The sequence below is a fragment of the Chitinophaga sp. YIM B06452 genome, from assembly GCF_039655965.1.
GTDB lineage: Bacteria > Bacteroidota > Bacteroidia > Chitinophagales > Chitinophagaceae > Chitinophaga.
In genome coordinates this window covers 699991-717259 of the sequence record NZ_JAWLKY010000003.1, presented here as the reverse complement: position 1 = coordinate 717259, position 17269 = coordinate 699991, and the positions used below count along the sequence as shown (strand labels likewise).

General features: G+C 52.6%; 17 protein-coding genes. 12 read left to right on the top strand and 5 right to left on the bottom strand.

What is annotated here, in order from left to right; all coding sequences use genetic code 11:
* Positions 1 to 61 precede the first annotated feature (61 nt).
* On the top strand, positions 62 to 994 hold the full coding sequence (locus R3I13_RS19720; RefSeq protein ID WP_346319685.1) for a type VI secretion system baseplate subunit TssG: 933 nt from the start codon (positions 62 to 64) through the stop codon (positions 992 to 994).
* A gap of 10 nt (positions 995 to 1004) precedes the next feature.
* Here the strand turns inward: R3I13_RS19720 and R3I13_RS19715 are convergent, their stop codons facing one another.
* A complete protein-coding gene (locus R3I13_RS19715) occupies positions 1005 to 1865 on the bottom strand; it encodes an aspartyl protease family protein (RefSeq protein WP_346319684.1) in 861 nt (286 codons plus the stop codon).
* A gap of 126 nt (positions 1866 to 1991) precedes the next feature.
* Between R3I13_RS19715 and R3I13_RS19710 the strand changes: the two genes are divergently transcribed.
* From R3I13_RS19710 to R3I13_RS19665, 10 genes are all read left to right on the top strand, one after another.
* Positions 1992 to 3485 (top strand): choice-of-anchor I family protein, encoded by a 1494-nt coding sequence (locus tag R3I13_RS19710; RefSeq protein WP_346319683.1) that lies wholly within the window; start codon positions 1992 to 1994, stop codon positions 3483 to 3485.
* Between the two features lie 96 nt (positions 3486 to 3581).
* On the top strand, positions 3582 to 4319 hold the full coding sequence (locus R3I13_RS19705) for a DUF2625 domain-containing protein (RefSeq protein WP_346319682.1): 738 nt from the start codon (positions 3582 to 3584) through the stop codon (positions 4317 to 4319).
* 91 nt (positions 4320 to 4410) lie between these two features.
* A complete protein-coding gene (locus R3I13_RS19700) occupies positions 4411 to 4938 on the top strand; it encodes a DinB family protein (RefSeq protein ID WP_346319681.1) in 528 nt (175 codons plus the stop codon).
* 190 nt (positions 4939 to 5128) lie between these two features.
* Positions 5129 to 5581, top strand: coding sequence for a GNAT family N-acetyltransferase (locus R3I13_RS19695; protein WP_346319680.1), 453 nt, complete (start codon positions 5129 to 5131; stop codon positions 5579 to 5581).
* Positions 5582 to 5698: 117 nt separating this feature from the next.
* Complete coding sequence (locus R3I13_RS19690; protein WP_346319679.1) at positions 5699 to 8131, top strand: histidine kinase dimerization/phosphoacceptor domain -containing protein; 2433 nt, start codon at positions 5699 to 5701, stop codon at positions 8129 to 8131.
* Between the two features lie 28 nt (positions 8132 to 8159).
* The gene (locus R3I13_RS19685) at positions 8160 to 10085 is read left to right on the top strand and encodes a sigma 54-interacting response regulator (protein WP_346319678.1); all 1926 of its coding nucleotides are present in this window, start codon (positions 8160 to 8162) and stop codon (positions 10083 to 10085) included.
* A gap of 83 nt (positions 10086 to 10168) precedes the next feature.
* The gene (locus R3I13_RS19680) at positions 10169 to 11383 is read left to right on the top strand and encodes a hypothetical protein (protein WP_346319677.1); all 1215 of its coding nucleotides are present in this window, start codon (positions 10169 to 10171) and stop codon (positions 11381 to 11383) included.
* A gap of 18 nt (positions 11384 to 11401) precedes the next feature.
* A complete protein-coding gene (locus tag R3I13_RS19675) occupies positions 11402 to 12133 on the top strand; it encodes a hypothetical protein (RefSeq protein WP_346319676.1) in 732 nt (243 codons plus the stop codon).
* A 378-nt stretch (positions 12134 to 12511) separates the two neighbouring features.
* On the top strand, positions 12512 to 12904 hold the full coding sequence (locus tag R3I13_RS19670; RefSeq protein WP_346319675.1) for a type II toxin-antitoxin system RelE/ParE family toxin: 393 nt from the start codon (positions 12512 to 12514) through the stop codon (positions 12902 to 12904).
* Between the two features lie 5 nt (positions 12905 to 12909).
* Complete coding sequence (locus R3I13_RS19665; protein ID WP_346319674.1) at positions 12910 to 13218, top strand: helix-turn-helix transcriptional regulator; 309 nt, start codon at positions 12910 to 12912, stop codon at positions 13216 to 13218.
* Positions 13219 to 13331: 113 nt separating this feature from the next.
* On the opposite strand, the gene R3I13_RS19660 is transcribed toward R3I13_RS19665, so the two are convergent.
* Positions 13332 to 14336 (bottom strand): DUF6528 family protein, encoded by a 1005-nt coding sequence (locus R3I13_RS19660; protein ID WP_346319673.1) that lies wholly within the window; start codon positions 14334 to 14336, stop codon positions 13332 to 13334.
* Between the two features lie 226 nt (positions 14337 to 14562).
* Here R3I13_RS19660 and R3I13_RS19655 point away from each other — a divergent pair, with 226 nt between their 5' ends.
* Positions 14563 to 15585, top strand: coding sequence for an OmpA family protein (locus R3I13_RS19655; protein ID WP_346319672.1), 1023 nt, complete (start codon positions 14563 to 14565; stop codon positions 15583 to 15585).
* 119 nt (positions 15586 to 15704) lie between these two features.
* Here the strand turns inward: R3I13_RS19655 and R3I13_RS19650 are convergent, their stop codons facing one another.
* From R3I13_RS19650 to R3I13_RS19640, 3 genes are all read right to left on the bottom strand, one after another.
* A complete protein-coding gene (locus R3I13_RS19650) occupies positions 15705 to 16241 on the bottom strand; it encodes an SRPBCC family protein (protein ID WP_346319671.1) in 537 nt (178 codons plus the stop codon).
* Positions 16238 to 16648, bottom strand: a complete 411-nt coding sequence (locus tag R3I13_RS19645) for a DoxX family protein (protein WP_346319670.1) — start codon at positions 16646 to 16648, stop codon at positions 16238 to 16240. The genes R3I13_RS19650 and R3I13_RS19645 overlap by 4 nt, the downstream gene beginning before the upstream one ends.
* Positions 16649 to 16750: 102 nt before the next feature.
* Complete coding sequence (locus R3I13_RS19640; protein ID WP_346319669.1) at positions 16751 to 17254, bottom strand: anthrone oxygenase family protein; 504 nt, start codon at positions 17252 to 17254, stop codon at positions 16751 to 16753.
* Between the last annotated feature and the right edge of the window lie 15 nt (positions 17255 to 17269).

The window sequence follows — 17269 nt, the reverse complement described above, 5'->3', positions numbered from 1 at the left end:
GTTAATTTTCCGGTAAGTTTACCGGCAGCACCTGCGGGATGCAGGATACAAATGTAAGGTTATGGAGAACAAAACGGTGTTTAATCTCAATAATTTTGAAACGGACTACAAAGCTTCCGTACTGGCTGCAGAGCTGGTGGAAGCGGGTTACAGCCTGGAAGACATCTTCATCTGGCCTTCCGGCAACAGCCGCCGCAACTTCGCGAAAGATGTGCTGAGCGTGGACTGGTTCACACCCGCAGCAGGCAACAGGCAACTGCTCTGCATCAGGAGCAGCCGCGAGGGACTGTACGACATGCTGCCTGAAGGGCTCTTCCACAAGCCCGTTCCGTACTCTTCCACGCGCACTACCGAAGAGATCATCGACCAGATCAAACGGCATAAGCAGGAAGAAAAGGATGCGCGGAAATTTTTCCTCCCGCTGGAAGCCGAGATCAACCTGTTCCGCATTCTCATTGAGCTGAGAGAGAATAAGATCGACAAAAAAAATATTTACGACGACCTCATCCGCATCTTCCAGCCTGCCTGGGAGATCTTTGATCTGCTGGACCAGCAGCAGGCCAATATTTTCCTGCACATGATCCCTTACCTGCAAAATACCCGCGGCGATATCAGCAAGCTGGCAAACATCACTTCCCTCCTGCTGCAAATGCCCGCCGCGATCCAGGTCCAGCCTGCCCGTTCCCGCAAAGCGGAGGCTTACCTGGCAGGCAACCGCGCAGGCGAGTGCACGCTTGGCGTAGACATGATCTGCGGCGATTCTTTCCTGGAAGGAGATGAAGAAATACTGATCACCGTAGGACCTGTGTCAGCCCAGGAAGCCCTCCGGCTGCTGCCGGGCAGCCGCCTGGACAAGATCGTGCAGTGGCTGGTGGCATATTTTGTGCCGGCGGATATGGAAGTAAGGCTCGAATCGGTGATCCGTGAAGAAGAAAGGACCATGGTGCTGGGAAGCGAAAGCCCGCTGGGTTATGCGTTGCATCTGGCGGGGTAAAACAACCAGCCTACTTAACCACCACCAGCTCCTTCCCCGGAATATCCACGGTAATGCGCGAGCCCAGCCAGTTGATCCACATGATGCCGTCATAAATAAGCCCATCCACGAACTGCGCGCGGAAGTTTGTAACCTGCACCGAAGGCACATTGGCCACGGCCAGTTTTGTTACCTGCGCGCGGTATGTTTTGGAGGCAAATGCTGTATTGATCTCGCTTTTGCGAACGGTGGAATCCTGGGCTTTCAGGCCCAGCCGTTGCAGGTATTTTGAATTGAAACGGTACACGTCTTTGCCCGCCCCGCTGTCAAGACAAAGCTGCAGCGTAAGCGAATCATTTACCCGGAAATACGCGAAGATGTCCAGCGCTTTGCCGCGGGATTGTTCCAGTTGGAGAGGAATGCGCTCGCCGGCCATGCGGGCGTTGGATAGGGAGCGCTCCGTTTCCAGCACCAGTTCTTTTTTAACGAGGTCTATCGTGAAAGGCTGCTGCTCGAAGAGCTTCAGCGAAAGGATGCCATCCAGCCCGCCGAGATTGATGTCCAGGAAACTCACTTCGTCTTCAGATTTTTGCAGCGCGCCCAGCTGGAAATTATAGACCTTGTACAGGTCGATGTCCAGCCGCTCGCCGGTGGCGCGGAAAGCGGTAAAACCACCGTCTACCGCGGCTTTATGTGGTATCTTCTCAAAGAAGGATTTGGTGAATACAGTTAGTCCCGCCCCGGTGTCCAGTATAAAATTCCCTTCCACCCCATCCACCTTCGCTTTCACCGTGATATGACCCGATTCCATCACCTGGATAGGTACCTGGCTGTGAGCCGCCAGTATGGTAATGATCATGAAGTTGGCCAGGGTAATGATCCTCTTAAGCATGGTCTGATTCGTTTCAATAAAGATAAATAACAAAATAATAACCTGCGCTTTACATAACGGTCACATGCCTTTTCTACTCTTGCGCCATCTAAAAACCTATATGGATCGCGTATGAAATTAAAATTCATGTTACCGCTTGCAGCGATGACTGCATTTGCCGCCTGTTCAAAAGATGACACCAAAAACCCTGAAACCGAGACCAAGGAAGATGCTTCCACCTTCGAAGCAATCGGCACAATAGACATCGGCGACAAAGGCGCAGCCGAGATCAGCGCCTACGACCCCGCCTCCAAACGCCTTTTCGTTGTAAAGAACGACGGCACCAACATGATCAAGATACTGAACCTCGCCGATCCCGCCCACCCCGTGGATCTGAACCTGGACATACTCACCAACAGCGGCGCCGTGAACAGTCTCGCCGTTCACAGCGGTAAACTGGCCGCCGCCATCGAGGCTACAGACAAAACGCAGCCCGGCCGCGTGGTGGTATACAACACCGAAAACCTCAGCGTTATCAAAACAATTGCCACCGGCGCTTTGCCGGATATGGTAACGTTCTCGCCTGATGGAAAATTCATCCTCACCGCCAACGAAGGCGAACCCGCTACCGACTATTCAGTGGATCCTGTAGGTTCCGTTTCCATCATCAGCGTAGACAACAATTACAGCGTAACGAACATTGATTTCAGCAGCTTCGAAAGCCAGAAAGACGCGCTCCGTCAAAAGGGCTTCCGCATATTCGGCCCCAACGCCAGCTTTGCGCAGGACATAGAGCCGGAATACATCACCGTTTCCCCGGATTCCAAAACAGCCTGGGTAACGCTCCAGGAAAACAACGCCATCGCGAAGATCGACCTGGCTACCAAAACCGCCACCGATATTTTCCCCCTCGGCTTTAAGGACTATAATACAGACGCCAATGCCGTGGACCTCTCCGACAAAGACGGCGCCATTACCTTCTCCAAATCACCGGTGAAAGGCATGTACCAGCCAGACGCCATTGCAGTGCTGCAAAACGGCGGCGGCATTCCCCACCTCTTTACCGTAAACGAAGGCGACGTACGCGAGTGGGACGCTTATAAAGAAAACGTCCGCATCAAAGACCTCCAGCTGGATCCCACCGCATTCCCGAACGCAGCCGCACTGAAGGCAGAAGCAGCCCTGGGCCGCCTCAACGTCACAAAGACCCTTGGCGACCTCAACGGCGACGGCCTTTACGAATCCCTTTATTCCTTCGGCGCCCGCTCGTTCTCCGTTTGGAATGGCAACACCGGCGCCCTGCTGTTCGACAGCAAAAACGAGCTGGACGTTAAAGCCAAAGAAGCCGGTAAATACGACGACGCCCGCAGCGACGACAAGAGCATCGAGCCTGAAGGCATTACACTCGGCGTCGTGGGCGATAAGACCATCGCATTTGTAGGCCTGGAAAGAGTGGACGCTGTAGCCCTTTACGACGTGACCAATCCCGCCGCCCCCGTTTTTATAAAGATCCTGGAATGCGGCGACGCTCCTGAAGGCGTGCTGTTCGTGGACGCCAAGAACAGTCCCAACAAAAAGAGCCTGCTGATCGTGAGCAGCGAAGACGATGGCGTGGTGAAGATCTATGCCCCGAAGAACTGACACCCCTTATATTTATTGATGGAACCGGCTTCGCAGCTACGCGGAGCCGGTTTTTCTTTTGGATTTTTGATTACTTTAGCGGCTCACCCGTTCCGCATGCAAAAACTGCTTTTCGTCATACTGCTTACCTTTTCCACGGCTGTTTCCGCGCAATACAACGTCCGCCCGCTGGATTCGCTCATCAACAAAGAAGAGCCGGCCTGGCCCATAGTGAAAGGCTGGATAGATTCCGCCACCAATAAGGTACAGGTGCTCCCAGTGGATACCGCCAAAGCAAAAAAGGCGCTGTACGACACGCAGGTGACCACCCGTTCGCCCATGGGCGCCGTTATCTACGAAACCGGCGGCATCCTGGTAGACGGTGGCTGGATACGCATACTCGGCTCCGGTAGTGCCAAACTTACCCGCTCCGTCCCTGATTGGAACAGGGGTAAATCGTTCCGGGAAAACGGGGAAAGGCCGCTATTCCTGCTGGTGGCAGACGATGCCATCGGCGGCTTCTTCGCCATCAATGGCGGCAAGTTCGGTTTCAACCAGGGCAATGTATTTTACCTGGCGCCGGATAACCTGCAGTGGGAAGACCTGGAGATCAATTACACGGACTTCCTCCTGTTCTGCTTCAGCGGCGATGTGGACGGCTTTTATGAAGGCCAGCGATGGAAAGGCTGGGAAAAGGATGTGCCGAAGCTCGGCGCAGATAAGTCTTTCCTGTTCACCCCTGCCCTCTGGGTAAGGCCCGAACGCGAAGAAGGACAACGCGCCAAAAAAGCGGTTCCCGTGGAAGAACAATATAAAGTGATGATGGACATGCGGAAACAGTTGAAGCTGGAGTAAGTTTCCTAAAATATTTTTGCGAGCCGAATTTGCTGCTGACATACGGCTGTCACACCCCCATATTTTCTTTGTACTATTAAAACCTGACAACATGCAACAAGTAACCTCTCTTTCACCGATGACCTCTTTAATGCAGAATTATGCAAATTACAACCTCTGGGCCAACGACCGCCTGGTGAACTGGCTGCGTACCAAGCCCGAAGAGGTGGTGCAGCGCGAAGTGCCTTCCAGCTTTCCCAGCATCCAGAAAACACTATGGCATATCTGGGAAGCGCAGCAATACTGGCTGTCTATCCTCCGGAAAGAAGAAACGGCGCAAAGCTACAGTGAATGCAATGGCAGCCTGGAAGACACCTATTCCGGCATCCTGGCGCAATCCAAAGAGCTGGCTGACTTCGTGGGCGCTATGTCCGGGGACGACATTCATAATACCACGCTCATTGTGAGCCCCTGGTTCCAATCTGATTTCCAGAATTTCGAATACATCATGCATGTGGTTACGCACAGCACCTATCACAGGGGCCAGATCACGACGATCGGGCGGAACCTCGGGTTTACGGATGCCCCGATGACGGATTATAACTTCTATAATGTAATGGGTAAACAGGAACGCAATTGAATAAATGCAGGACATTGCCCTGCTAAAATGCGACGCCTATTGTGATGTACCAGGATCATTTTTTTGATTTCGACGGCAGTGTCGTGTCCTGCATTTGCTTTTCTGGCCTGACAAATCCTGTTCATCATTTTCCAGTCCCCGTTGGCATACGCCCTCATTTCAACCCGCATCAAATCCCGAAATTGCGGCCATGAACATCACGCGGTACACATCTGCCCACCGCCAGGCCTGCCTGGAGATTTTCGAAAGCAACCAGCCTCGTTATTTCGCGGAGGAAGAAAAACCAGGCTTCATGGAGTGGCTGGATGACCATACAGATGAAAATCCTTATTTCGTCATGAAAGATAAGGATGAAACGGTGGCCTGCGGGGGAATTTTCTTAGACAGCGAACACAACGAAGCCGGCCTCGCCTGGGGGATGGTGCATGGCCGTTATCACAAACAGGGATATGGCAAACAATTCACGTTGTACCGCCTGGCGCTGCTCAGCGAAACCTGGCCGGGCGCGGTACATAAGATCGAAACCTCCCAGCATACCGAAGGCTTCTATGCAAAGATGGGTTTTCAAACCATCAAAATTGAAAAGAACGGTTTTGCGGACGGCATTGATAAATACATCATGCACCTGCTGCCAGCTAAATAATTTCGCCGCGCCATACTACTTCCTTACCGTGCCGGAAATGCCCGGATAGTGAAAAGAGATGTATTTTTGATGGGTGCCCTGGAAACCTATCCCTGATACATTTAATTTTGACGGCAGATGCATCACTCCCCCGCTTTCCTGAAAAATTCGCTGGTTATTTGGCTGATAGCCGCACTGGCATTGCCCTGCGCCGGGCAGCAGGCGAAATACAAATACGACCTGCCCATGCAGCGGCTGCTGCTCAAATTCGCGGGGCTCTATCTCCGGGAAGCCAACCAGGGTTTTATAGACCTGGACAGCGCCATGTACCTTTCCGCCGCAGCTCATCACCTGCCCAAAAGTTATTTTTACGACGAAGGATACAATACCGGCGCGCCGCTGCCGGGGTATAATGACTTAGTTAAGGGTGATCCCGCGCGGGCAGCCGCCCTCCTGCGTACCATCGCAGGGGAAGACCGGCTGAAGCTGCTGGTGCAGCTGGGCGGGTATTACCTGCACAAACCCCGCACCCTGCCTGCAGATATGCAGAATGCGCTGTATTACGCCTCACAGGCCGCCGCCCTCAGCGACTCCCTCCGCATCCCGCTCTGGCGGCAGCAGAGCCGCATCCTGATGGGCTGGTACTACGAGCAGGCAGGCGATGCCGCGCGCAGTCACACTTTTTTCCGCGATGCGGTAGCACAGTGCCGCGAAGTCGGCAATAAGGCCGCGCTGGCCAATGCGCTGGACAACTACGGCTCCGCCCTCCCATTCCGCGACACGATGAAAGGACCGTTGCTGCAGGAAGCCCGCGCTTTGTATACCACGCTGGGCATGCCCACCAAGGCCCTGGAAATGAAAGCGAAAATACTCGCCATCCACTTCTGGCTGGGCCCCTTCATGCAGGCCAGGCAGGAGCTGTATGAAAACCTGGAAGAACAGAAAAAGATCGGCTTCCTGCATACACAATACACCGAAACCACCATCGCTTTCGTAGAAATGATGACCGGCGGCATGAACAGAGCGCATGCCTACGCGCTGCAAAGCATACAGTCTATGGAACGGACCGGCGACACGGCGTTTTCCGATTATTTCTACATCCGCCTGGGCAACATATACGAATACATGGGCCGCTTCAACGAAGCCATCGCACTCTACAACAAAAGCCTGACAAGCAGCCGCCCGCGGAATGCCGCCTGGTTCAAAAGTTTCCTGAGCGTGATCAACACCATGGAAAACCGCGGCCAGGGCAAAGAAGCACTGAAATACCTGGAAGACATGTTGCCCAGGGCCCGGCCGGATAACCTGCTGGACACCATGCTGCTGGAACAGGCGATCCTCACATGCCTGCAGCAGGTCGGCCGGCAGAGCGAAATGGAAACGCACATCCAAAGCATGATCGATGCGGCTGACCGGCTGAAAGACCCGCAAACACAGGCTGAAAGGGCGGTTTCCTATTCAATGGCCGCCTGGCATTATGCCATTGAGGGAAACTTCAGCAAAGCCAGGATAAACCGGGACAAAGTGCTGGCCATGCGGTCTGAGAAAGACCGCATCTTCACCCTCCGTTACATAGAACTGGCGCAGTATAAGATCGACTCTTCCGAAGGGAAATTATTGTCTGCCATCGGGCATTACAGGGAATACAGCCGGTTGACCGATTCATTCTTTAATCTTTCGAAAGCGCGGGAGATGGAAGAATTACAGGTCCGGTATGAAACCGCGCAGAAAGAACAGAGCATTGCATTCCTGGAAAACGAGAGCAAGCTGCAAAAAAGCGCGCTGGAAAGAACCACCCTGCTGCGCAACATCACCTTTGCCGGCGTGTTCCTGCTGCTGGCATTCCTTGGCCTGCTCTACAACCGGTACCGGCTGAAACAACGCACCAACAAACAACTGGAACAGCTTGTCGAAGAAAAGGAAAGCCTGCTCAGTGAAAAAGAATGGCTCGTGCGCGAGATCCATCACCGCGTGAAGAACAACCTGCAGATCGTGATCAGCCTGATGAACATCCAGAGCACTTATCTCGAAAGCGGCGCAGCACTGGATGCCATCCGCGAAAGCCAGAGCAGGATGAACGCCATGTCGCTCATCCACCAGAAACTCTACCAATCATCATCCCTCGTGTCCATCAACATGCGCACCTACATCGGCGAGCTGGTGCGTTACCTCATGGAAGGACTTGGGCACGGCAGGCGCATCACGCATGTGCTGGATGTGGAAGACGTGGAGCTGGACGTGGCGCATACCGTACCGCTTGGGCTTATCCTCAATGAAGCCGTGACCAATTCCATCAAATACGCTTTCCCCGGTGAACGCGAAGGCGTCATCACTATTGCCCTGCAACAGGACGGGTACGAAGAGTGGACGCTGACAATAGCAGACAACGGCGTAGGCCTGCCGCCCGGTTTCGATATCCACGAAAGCAGCAGCATCGGCATGACGCTCATCACCACGCTCACCGAGCAGATAGGCGGCACGCTGGACCTCAGCGAAGGGCCCGGCCTGGCGATCACCATCCGGTTTAAAGTGGATGTCCCGGTCAAGGCCCGCACAGCGGCGGCATTGTAAAAGAAAAACAGGATCAAAAAGAAAGCATATGCGTGAAAAGATACTGATCGTGGAAGATGAACTGATCGTGGCGACAGACCTCAGGCTGCTGCTGGAGAAACACGGCTTTTCCGTTTGCGGCGTTGCCCGCTCCTACCACAAAGCCATGGAGATCATCGAAAGCAGCCGGCCGGATATGGTGCTGATAGACATCTTCCTGAGCGGTACTTATACAGGCATCGATCTTGCGCGGAAACTGAAGAAGGAGAACATCGCATTCATTTATCTCTCTGCCAATTCGGGCGAAGATATTTTAAATGCGGCGAAGAAAACACAGCCTTACGGCTTCCTGGTAAAACCTTTCCGGGAAAAAGACCTGCTCGCCGCTATCGAGATCGCGCGGTTCAGCCACGAGCACAGTCATGAAACACAACTTTTCAAAGAAAATATCTTCCGGTCCAAAACCGCTGCTATTGCCGGGGAGCGCGCCAGCTGGCAGGATAAGCTGCAAAAGGTCTGCAACGTATTGCAGCCGGTGATCCCTTACGACCTCATCACCTGGTGCACCGAAACGGCCTGGCTGCCCAACCAGTGCATCAGCTTTTACAGGATGGGATATGAAGAATACCAGGCCATCGGCATGGAAGAACTGCTGCGCATTACCGGCCGCAACGTGGAAGAGCTGGCCGCCCTTCATGCCGCGATGCCCGTGGAAACCATGCCTGTGGTGTACGACGAAGCCGCGTTCCGCCAGCTCAACCAGCAGCCCTCCATCAAAAGCCTGCTGGCCAAAACCTTCCAGCTGCAATCGCACCTGGCTTTGCCGCTGCAACTGCCCGGCGGGGAAACCGTATCTCTCTGCCTTTACAGCAAGCGGCCCGATGCGTACAGCTTCAAACACATCGCCGTGTTTAACCGCCTGCAGCCTTTCCTGCTGCAATTCGTGAAGCAGATGCAGGAAGAAGAAGGCTCACGGCTGGCGCCGCAAAGCTCCGCGCCGCCCCTGCATGCGGCAGACGGCCGGGACTTTGAAGGCATCATCGGCAACAGCCACCTCCTCCTCAATGTATTTGACCTCATCGCGCAGGTAGCGCCCTTCGAAACATCCGTGCTGATCACCGGCGAAAGTGGCACCGGCAAAGAAAAGATCGTGGATTGCATTCACCGTCGCTCCAAACGGAAACATAAACCTCTCGTGAAGCTCAATTGTGCCGCCCTGCCCGTCACCCTGATAGAATCCGCGCTTTTCGGCCATGAAAAAGGCGCTTTTACCGGCGCCAATGAAAAAAGGACCGGAAAATTTGAACAGGCAGACGGCGGCACCATTTTCCTGGACGAGATCGGGGAAATACCGCTGGAGCTGCAAGGCAAGCTGCTGCGCGTGCTGCAGGAAAAAGAGATCGACCGCATCGGCGGCAGGGAGCCGGTAAAAATAGACGTGCGCATCATTGCCGCCACCAACCGCAACCTCGAAAAAGAAGTCGCGGAAGGCCGCTTCCGGCTTGACCTCTATTACAGGCTCAATATTTTCCCGATAGACATACCGCCGCTGCGGGAGCGGAAAGAAGATATTCCTGCCCTGGTAGATCACTTCATACAATCCTTCAATAAAAAGACCGGCAAACAGGTATCGGGCGTTACAGACAAAGTAATGAAAGCGTTCGAGGCCTATCACTGGCCCGGCAATATCCGCGAGCTGGAACACCTGGTGGAAAGAGGCATGCTGTTATCGCGCGGCAGCTATATTGACGACGTTGCCATGCCCGCCGCCGCGCGCGGGCAGGCGCCAGCGCAGGAAGAAAGCCGTGTCAAGACCATGCAGGAAAACGAACGCGATCATATCATTGCCGTGCTCAGGAAATGCAAAGGCAGGATCTGGGGCGCGGGCGGCGCGGCGGAATTGCTCAACCTTCCTCCTACTACTTTGAATTCAAGGATCAAAAAGCTGGGCATACAGCGGGAACTGTACACCTGAGCGGGAATTCACAATTCAGGTATAAATACGCAAATACATCCGGGATAATTGAGGGACATTTGGGTAAATGTTAATCCCAGGTTATGATATCCCTCCAATCGATCAAGTTCAACCACAACAGCAGCTCCTGCAATACGGACGCGCTCACGATCCGCAGGAATGCCTCCCAGGCCGTGAATGTACCGGAATGGGTGGACGGGGTAAGCGTGAACCCCGAAGACAGTCCCGCCGCATATAGCATTGCGGACACGGCCGGCAACACCATCACTATCCAGGCAAGGTTCCTGAGCACGAACCCTGAAATAACGCGCATACAGGTGCGCGCACTGGACGCTGTGACGGACCCTCCCGGGGAAACCGGCTGCGCAGGCTTCATTGCGAAGCTCATCCGCCGTTTCATTAAGGCAGTAGTTGGCAATGTGCTCGGCGAAGTGCAGGAACGCTGGGTAGACCTCACAGCGGGCGATTCCGGCTTTGTTGCCTTTAACCTCATCAACACTAATCTTGCCAACGCCCGTGTAAGCAAACGCACCACCGAATGGCGCTGGCAATACCGCCTGAGCGCCGGCGATCCCTGGCAGGAACTGCGCCACACCCTGCACCGCATCTACGTGGTGCTGGGCACACCCACCCTGCCCTGGGTACAAACCGCCGGCAGCACACAATTGCCCTGGACCGAAGTGCTGGACTACGCCTGCGATTGGGGCATACTGGCCAATACACCGGACGAAGCCGGCGCCAAAGTAACCGAACGCGTGTATGCGCTGGGCCCCGGAACCATGTCTTATGATTGTCCCGGCGGCGGCGCTACGCACTACGCGCTGGGCAGCTTCGACTGCACCAAGTTCCTGGAGCTGCTTCGTGGCGGGCCGGGCAACGGCCACCTGGTGAATTGCACCGATTGCGCCACCATTCTTTCTACCTTCGCCAATATACTCGGCTGCGACCTCTGGCAAAGCCGCATGCAATCCGGCTTCAAGTTGAACCCATTCATCGCCATCGGCTACAATGCCTGGTATCCCGGGTGCAGCAACTGGCTGGGCACATCTTTCAACTACCACGAAGTGGCCTGGAAAGGCGGTTGCACCGCTTCAGACCCCGTGTTCGACGCATGCCTGCAACTGGATGCCGACGCATCGCCCGACAGTGCGCCGCATACGCCCATGCTGGCAACCAACCTGGTATTTGGCGATTGCAGCAGCCTGGGGTACCGGCTTCGCCTTTCGCCCAACGTGGCGGGCGGATGCAGCAATTGCAACCCCGCGCCGGGAACACGCCAGCGGAGAGCACTCATTTAATTTCTAAACCTGAACATCATGGCACAAACATATCAACCCGAAAAATGGAACGTCTCCAAAAACCTTTTCATCTGGCAGTTCAGGCTGAGCGGCAAAGAGCTGCCCGGATGGGCGCTCGCTGAAATGAAAGCCAACCAGCATTTCCGGGATCATGTGGTCCAGGAATATTACTGGCGCCAACAGGAGAAGAACAGCATGATCAAAACCGACGTGATCGCCACGGCATCCTGGAAAGAAGCACAGGAGGTCTTCCGCGGCATGTTGCAGGAACATATGATCATGCAACTGCCCACCGTACCCGATAAACTGGCGCTGCTGGGAGACGTGGCTTACACCGGCCCCATCGAAGATATCAGCAACATGCTTTTTTTACGCGCCAACATCATCGTGCGGCTGAACAGCATCGGCCGCGAAACCGTGAAAGTAGACCAGTTTGCTTTTGATATAGACGGCCTTTTCACGCGCAGCAGCGAGCCGGGAGAACGAAAAACCAGGCCCGGGATCAGGAGCTTTGAAGCGGAAAAAGGAGAAGCGCGGGCGGGGGAAACAATCGCGCTGAACCTCCGCGCAGAAGACCCGCTGCAACGGCCTTTATGGTACCGGTTCACCACAGATAACGGGGAAATTTCCCAGCAGGAAGAAAGGATCATCTTCACCGGCGAAAAAGCAGGAGACGCCAAAGTAACAGTGCAGGCGGTGAACGCGGAGGGAGATACAGAGCAGAAAAGTGTCAGCATCAAAATAAACTGAAAATAAACGATGGAGCAGGAAGGCATTGCATGAAGGGGACATTGGCCGTCCCTTTCTTTTGTTTTTGTATCCATTAGAAATTCATTTTGTTTCGGACAATTTCCCATTCAGTGTTTATACCAGATTCATATTTTTAAAGCATCTTCAGAATGTTAAAAATAAAGCTACAATGAACCCTTTGCTGAATAAGGGGACAACGCTGTTTAAAGACTTTTGAAAAGTTGCCCTGGAACCATTGTTTTTAATCACGAGAGACTTAAAACTCCATCCGCATCTATGGATTCTTTCAGCCTTTTGTTACTTGCTAATTTCAGGAGTATAATACCTGAGCACCATATTGCATTTGGAAAATGTTAACTTAAAAGTTATCTTTGTATTTTGGAAAAGGAAAGAAAAATCATATTTTCCAAGAGGTACTTTACTGAATTTTATATAGCTCAAACCCGTAAGGTTCAGGAAAAAATAGAATTTGTTTTGCAATTGATCCGTACCGTAGAAAAGGTACCCGGTAAGTTCCTGGCACACATGGAAGGAACAGACGGGTTGTTTGAAATTCGCGTAGAATGCGAAAGCAATATATTCCGGATATTCTGTTGTTTCGACAAAGGGAACCTGGTGATTTTATTTAACGGCTTCCAAAAAAAGACGCAAAAAACACCAGTCCAGGAATTAGAGCAGGCCCAAAAACTTCAAAAGGAATATTTCCTGCAAAAACACCTGCAGGAAAAAACCGGGAAACACACTATCCAAAAGCACAAACCCAAAAAATGACAGCGATGAACAAAAAAGATAAAATCAGGAAGGCCGCATCGTTTGATGAATTGCTGGATGCGAAATATGGCAAGATCGGAACTCCGGATCGTGAAACGTTTGAAGAAAAAGCACAGTATTTCGTGATCAGTGAGATGCTAAAAGAAGCCCGTAAAGCGGCAAACCTCACCCAGGAACAATTGGCGGAGAAAGTGGGCACCAAAAAGAGTTATATTTCCCGGCTGGAAAATGGTAAATGTGATATACAGCTTTCCACTTTATATAGAATTTTCGAATTCGGCCTGGGTAAACGGGTAAACCTCCTGATCACCTAACTACGGCATTAAACCCTTTACGTTGTAGTAAAAAAGCATCAAAATGGCTGTCTCCCAAAAGAAGACAGCCATTTCCGTTTATCGCAATACAGCAAATGAAACCCGTTGAAATATTAATGCGTGCACTCGTGAAAACCGTCATTAGCCGGGTAGCTGAAGAGGTTCACCAGCCGCCAGCGCGCTTTGTAGAGGCCCAGCGAGGTGTTTTTGTATACTACTGCACCCGCGATGTCGATGATCTGATCTGTTCTCCATGTTTCTCCGCCGGCGCCGGTGGCGCGGGCAAGAATAGTTGCGTAACCTGATGGCCCGGAAGAAACGGATTTCACTGCGCTTTGTGTTTTCTGCAGCGTGAATGCGCCGGTCACTACATTGAATTTGTAGATATGCCCCGAGTTCGTCAGCCAAAGATCCGTAGTGCTGCCATGCACGGGGAAAAGATCGTGCGCATTGCCTTCCGGCATGGTCCAGGTTTTTTTGAGCGTGAGGGCCGGGCTGCGGCAGCTGTTGTTGTAGGAATACACGCGGAGGATGTTTTTACCGGCGGCATACAACTGTTGCCGCGCGTGGTCCCACACTACGTTATGCACGTCTTCAAAAGCGATGGGCCCGGTCTGTGCAGATTCATCGTTGATGTAAGTATCCGTTACGAATATTTTCAGGTAGCCGCCGGTGGTGGAAGCGGTCACGATGTTGCCGTTAGGCAGCAGCTCAGCCGAATGCGTGTTGCCGCCGGCATAGTCGTACCAGATCGCTTTCTTGGAGCTGATATTGATCAGCGCAACTCCTCCACCGGAGGCAGTGGCGAGAATGTAATTGTTATTGTACACAAGCTTGGCTTCGCTCAGGTTGGAAAACCAGCCCTGCGCGCCGCTGCGGATCATGGCGTAAGACGCGGTGGCCTTCCATTCCCAGGTAATCGCGTTACCATTGGCAACGTCTACCATAATAATGCGGGCATTTTTCTGGTCGCAGATAATGATCTCCTTTTTGGCCGCGGCTTCGGCTTCAACAACTGCTTTCGTATCGATCTGTTCAGAAGAGGGTGTTACTGGCTGGCTGTCCCTTTTGCAGGATAACGCCATCAAAAAGGCGGTAACAATAAAAAGTGATCTCATGGGTGAATGGTTTAGGGTGGAAACATTTAAAATGGTTAAAAAGAGAGGCGGTCTGCTGCATTAACGGGAACAAGTGAATGTACAGAATTCAATCTAATTAAAGCAAATATTAATTAATTGTAACCTTATTTGAAATGTTTCATAATTCGAAATGTTTCATTTTGAGTATAAAAGCGTAACAGCCGGCAATACATTTATTCAATAAATTTGCTCTAAACTTAATTGTATGCGTATCCCAATGATCATCCTGGTTGCCGGCGCGGCAATCATCACCAGCTGTAATGCAGGCAACAAACCCAATCAACAGGCAGACAGTGCGGCGGCCAACACATCCGCCACTCCCGAAACCCCGGCAACAGCCACTTCCGCTGCGGCCGCTCCCAAAACCTTCGACATCAACAGCGTGCCGGTGTCCGACAAACCGCTCGGCGCCTTCCCTTATTTCAATGTACCCGAAGGCTATGAAAACTATGAGAAAAACAAGATCGTAGACTACGACCGCTTTCATATCTGGACAGGCGACCATTTTGAGGATCCGGAAGGCAAGATCTTCTGGAGCCGCATCACCGCGAAAGGTGATAAGGCTTTTTCAACCCTGGAAGTCATGAAAAGTTTCGATGAACTGATCACGGGAGCAGGCGGTGTAAAAGTTACAGAAAGCAAAGTGCCGCAGGATTCCGTATCCGCCCACATCACCGAGAATAAAAAATTGACCTACCTCAGCGGCTGGGGCTTCATGGGCTACGAACCCACCACCACTTACCTCCTGCGCCGCGCAGACCGCAACATCTGGGTGCAGATCACACCCGGCGATGACGGGGCTTCTATCGGCTGGGCCGTTGTAGAGACCAAACCTTTCAAACAAACCGCTACCCTCATCAAAGCGGATGAAATGAAAAAAGAGCTCGATGCCAAAGGCCACATCGCGCTTTACATCAATTTTGATACGGACAAAGCCACCATTAAACCTGAATCGCAGCCGGCAATAGACGAGATCAAACAATTGCTCACCGGCAATGCCGGGCTGAAAGTGCTGATAGAAGGCCATACAGACAACAGCGGCACGCCCGCGCACAACCTGAAGCTCTCCGAAGACCGCGCGCAATCCGTAAAAGCCGCGCTCACCTCCGCAGGCATAGACGGCGCGCGCCTCCAGGCGAAAGGGCTTGGGCAAAACAAACCCGTGGCTGATAATGGAACCGAAGACGGAAAAGCAAAGAACCGCAGGGTGGAGATCGTGAAGATCTGATATAATGTCATCGAAAAAGAAAAGCCCCGGCTGCAACCGGGGCTTTTTGCTGCGGGACATCCAATAAAAAAGGCCACCCTTGGAGGCAGCCTTCGTATATATTCCTTTCAATAAAATCCCTATTCCAACACCTTCTTCAGGTTCTGCAGGCTTTCATCAAAGTCTTTCCCGATCATGTTTTCCATGTTCATGAACAGCAGCATGAGGTTCATGGGATACTTCATGCGGCTGGCGGCCGTCCAGGTCACTTTTGTACTGTCTGCGCCTACAGGGCTTGTGTAAAGCCTGGATTGCAGCACGCCTTCAAAAGGTTTAATGAACACCACTTCGTAATCGATCCTTTCATTATTCACGATCTGCTTGATCTCCTGGCTGCCTTTGCCCACGCTTTTATGCTCGCTGTCCCAGTGATACACGAAGCCCTGCGTGGCGTCCGTGCCTACGAATTCCTTTTTCATGCCCGGGTCCATCATTACGTACTTGAAATAATTTTCCTGGTTCCTCAGGTACTTTACATAATCAAATACGACGGGCACCGGTTTGTTGATAACCACTTCCCTGGAAATGGCATAATCCTTACGGGAAAAAAGGCCGATGATCAGCAGCAGGGCGATGAGCCCCGCAAGGATGAGCAGGATGGTGATGAGGATATTCATTTGGTGTAACTGTTTTCATGAATGTACGAATTTGCTTTCAGCTGCCCGTACCGCTTCCAGGAAAAATACGATACGAACATAATAGCCAGCATGATCATCGGGAAGATAATGAAGAATGGCTCCGCCCCTACGAACGACCATGAAGCGGTAGCGCCGATGCACTGGAAAGCAAAACCCGCATAGGCCCATTCTTTCACCGCATGGTATTTCGTTTGCAGGAGGCCGGCAGCGCCCAGCAATTTGGCAACGCCGGCGATGGTCAGGTAGTATACCGGGTAACCCAGCATGTTCATCGCATCAACGCCGGCCTGCTGGTGCGTTACACCGCCGATACCATCTACTATGGCGAACAGGGCGAAAAAGACCGTGGATATCCAGTACGTGATTTTAATTGTTTTAGGTTTCATAAGTTAAGATGTTTTGTTACTGCAAGTTTAGGACGAATTCCATTGGCACATGATGTGCGATTAAGACAAAAAGAGGGTTGAATACGACACCTGCCTTCCCCATTATTGATCTGCCTGCGCATCCTTCGTAAAGATGAACATCGCGGCGAGTATCATGGCCGTAAGGATAGAAGCAATGGTACGCACGGTGTTAAGCATGTTCCAGGGCTTTTCGAACTGCCTGCGCCAGCCGCTCAGCTGCTCCGCCGAAGCGCCATCCAGCTTCAGCGCGTCCAATGTATTGTTTAACGGCACGTTGCCCGCAACGGTCACGCCGAACACGCCCGCCACATACATCACAGACGCGGCCAGCAGCCACCAGAAACGTATGTTGTTGCGGCCGTAATGCATCCAGGTGCTGGCAGGGAGCAGGAATACAGCGCCCATGAAACTCAGGAAAAACAAAGGATTGAGAATGGCGCGGTTGATGGATTGCATGGACTGGAGATATACGGTGTCTGATAAACGGCCCAGGCCCGGGTTCACGGACACGGCATAGGAGTAGAAAAGTCCTGCCGCCAGCACAGCGGCCATAGTAGCGAGGAAGAGTGTGATATTGACGATCATGGTGTGGATTGTTTA